3 protein-coding genes and 1 pseudogene are annotated in these 2,746 nt (G+C 72.1%); 2 read left to right on the top strand and 2 right to left on the bottom strand.

The features are described 5' to 3' along the window. A pseudogene (locus DW299_RS19040) lies at positions 1 to 221 on the top strand (response regulator); the annotation flags it as partial. A gap of 15 nt (positions 222 to 236) precedes the next feature. Here the strand turns inward: DW299_RS19040 and nucS are convergent. Beyond that, positions 237 to 932: an endonuclease NucS gene (nucS, locus tag DW299_RS09455; RefSeq protein WP_136030957.1), complete on the bottom strand. Its 696-nt coding sequence runs from the start codon at positions 930 to 932 to the stop codon at positions 237 to 239. 40 nt (positions 933 to 972) lie between these two features. Next, positions 973 to 1,932, bottom strand: a complete 960-nt coding sequence (locus DW299_RS09450; RefSeq protein WP_136036435.1) for a GAP family protein — start codon at positions 1,930 to 1,932, stop codon at positions 973 to 975. A gap of 115 nt (positions 1,933 to 2,047) precedes the next feature. Between DW299_RS09450 and DW299_RS09445 the strand changes: the two genes are divergently transcribed. Further along, on the top strand, positions 2,048 to 2,746 hold a 699-nt coding region (locus DW299_RS09445; RefSeq protein WP_136036434.1), incomplete at its 3' end, for a histidine kinase.

Below are 2,746 nucleotides of genomic sequence, written 5' to 3'. Positions count from 1 at the left end.
GGTTCTCGGGCATGGAAGAGCGGATGGATGCGCGGTTCGCGGCGTCGGATGCGCGGATGAATGAGCGGTTCGCGATGGTGGAGGAGCGATTCTCCGGCATGGACGCGCGCTTCGGGGCCCTGGAGGAACGGCTGTCGGGGATCGAGCACGAGGTGACCGAGGTCAGGATCGCGGTCGCCCGGCTGGAGGGCCCACCGCGACGGCTGATCTCCGTGCGCTGACCGCGGCGAGCGGCGTCAGAACAGCCGGGGGATGCCCGACTCGATGCCCTTCATGTCGTCGTAGTCGAGCACCAGGCAGCGGATGCCGCGGTCTTCGGCGAGCACGCGGGCTTGCGGCTTGATCTCCTGCGCGGCGAAGACGCCCTGCACGGGGGAGAGGTGGGGGTCGCGGCCCAGCAGCTCCAGGTAGCGCGTCAGCTGCTCCACGCCGTCGATGTCGCCCCGGCGCTTGACCTCCACGGCGATCGCAGCGCCCTCCGCGTCACGCACCAGCAGGTCGACCGGACCGATGGCGGTCGGATACTCCCGGCGCACCAGGGTCGCGCCCTCGGCGATGAGCTCGACCTGCTCGGCCAGCAGGCGCTGCAGGTCGGCCTCGACGCCGTCCTTCTGCAGCCCGGGGTCGATGCCCAGTTCGTGCTGCGAGTCGTGGATGATCTCGTAGATCTGCACACGCAGCGCATCGCCCGTCTTCTTGTGCGTGACGCGCCACACCTCGACGACGCCGGCGGTCGCCTCCTCCTCGCCCGGGACCTCCGTGGCGAGGGAGCAGGGCGGGCTCATCCAGTTGAGGGGCTTGTAGCTTCCCCCATCGGAGTGCACGAGCAGGCTCCCGTCGCCCTTGTGCACGAGCAGGCGCGTGGCGAGCGGGAGATGGGCGTTGAGCCGGCCGGAGTAGTCCACCGAGCAGCGGGCGATGACGAGACGCACCCGACGAGCCTACTTCGTCGCCGACGCTGCGCCGACCGGCTCAGAGGATCGCGCCGAGCGCGTCGAACAGCCCGAGCTCGGTGGCGGCCGACCGCGCGATCAGGAACCCGATGATGCCGATGATCCATGCCGTGTTCTCGGCGCCCGTGCGCTCCATCCACGCCGCGAAGCGCTCCAGCGGGCGCTGCACGAGCGGCGCCGCCACGAGCCGCAGCACCAGGAGGACGAGGGCGGGCGCGATCATGAGCGCGCAATAGCCGACCAGCGCGAGCACGCGGAACGGGGTGTCGACACCCGCGTCGGCGAGCATCGTCATGGCCACGAGGTAGGGGAGCATCGTGGCGACCTCGACGAGCCCCGCGGCGATCGCGACCGCCATCACCGCGAACCCTCGCGTGCGCGGGTCGAGCAGGCGTTCGCGCCACCGCAGGAGGCGTCCAGGGCGTGGGGGTGCGTGCCCCGTGGTCGCGGACTCGGGGCGTTCGAGAGCGGAACCCGTGGCGGCGACGGACGAATCGGACGACGCGCCGGTCCATCGCGGTTCGGGCTCCGGGTCGGAGGCGGCCGCTCGAAACAGCGGGGCCGGGTCGGGTGTCGCCGCGGAGGCGCGACCGGAGGCGGACGGCCTCCCGGTCCACGGCGACACCCGCGGCGGCTGCCGCTCCCCATCGCCGACCGCTGCGGGCTTCGAGGTGGGCATCGCGAACGCGGTGATCAGCAGCGCGACGCCCACCAGCAGCCGCGTGATCATCCCCGCCGGGGACGCGAGGAAGTCGGAGGCGACGTCCGCCAGGTTCACCAGTCCCCACAGGAACAGCAGCCCGACCGCCAGGTAGAACCCCGCGATCGTCACCAGATACAGCACGATGCGACCGGCGCGCACGCGCCCCGGGTGCAGCAGCAGGAAGACGGGGATCAGCAGGGTGCCCACGCTGAGCCCGTCGATGAGCGCCAGTACCGCGAGCGACAGGGGGAGGGGGAGTCCGCCGAAGAGTTCCATGCCTCCACCGTCGCGGCCGGCGCGGCCGGGCGGATCGGGCGAAAGTACCGTCTGCCGCACGACCCTCATCCCTTCGTCGGATGCGACCCCGCGGTCACCGTGGTTGCATGAGGTCATGCACGAACCGGGCGAGGGCGGTCTCGGCGCTTGGTATCGGCGCCACCGCTGGTGGGCGGATCCGCTCGGTGCGCTGGTGCTCTCCGTGGTCATGGCCTCTTTCGGCTTCCACGGGCTCTGGGGCCCGTTCTCGCTGCTGTCGGACGACGTGTCGCCGTGGTGGGCGCTGGTGCTCGCGGTTCCGGCGTGCGTGCTCTCGCTCGGCAAGGCACGACGGCCGTGGACGGTGCTGGTGCTGGTGGCGGTGCTGTTCCTCGCCGATCTGCTCACCGTGGGGGGCGTCGGCACCCTGGTCGTGCTGCTGGACGTGCTGTGGATGGCGGCGTTCCGCGCCGGACCGCGCGGCCGCCGCGTGCTCCTGATCTCTCTGGGCGCGGCGACCGCGGCGCTGTTCTTCGCCGCACTGCTGTTCGCCGACGTCGACGTGCCGGTGGCCGTGCTGTTCGGAGTGCAGTTCGGGGCCATCTTCGGAACCGACTACTGGTGGGCGGTCGCGGTCTCGCAGGCGCACGAGCTGGCGGAGCTGCACCGTCAACGCGCCGAGGACGCCGCGGCCGCCGCGGAACGCGACCGCACCGAGGCCGTGCAGCGGGAGCGGGAGGCCATGGCGCGCGAGCTGCACGACGTGGTGGCCGGGCACGTGCTGGCGATGGCGATCCGGGCCGAGGCGGCGCTCGCGACGCGTCCGGACCGCTCC

Origin of the sequence: Microbacterium sp. K35 (assembly GCF_004794375.1) — a bacterium.
GTDB lineage: Bacteria > Actinomycetota > Actinomycetes > Actinomycetales > Microbacteriaceae > Microbacterium > Microbacterium sufflavum.
This window is presented reverse-complemented; position numbering and strand designations above follow the sequence as displayed.

What these genes read in the sequence shown, in the direction of transcription:
- DW299_RS09450 (WP_136036435.1), bottom strand. Translation starts at nt 1,932, where the DNA reads ATGGAACTCTTCGGCGGACTCCCCCTCCCCCTGTCGCTCGCGGTACTG.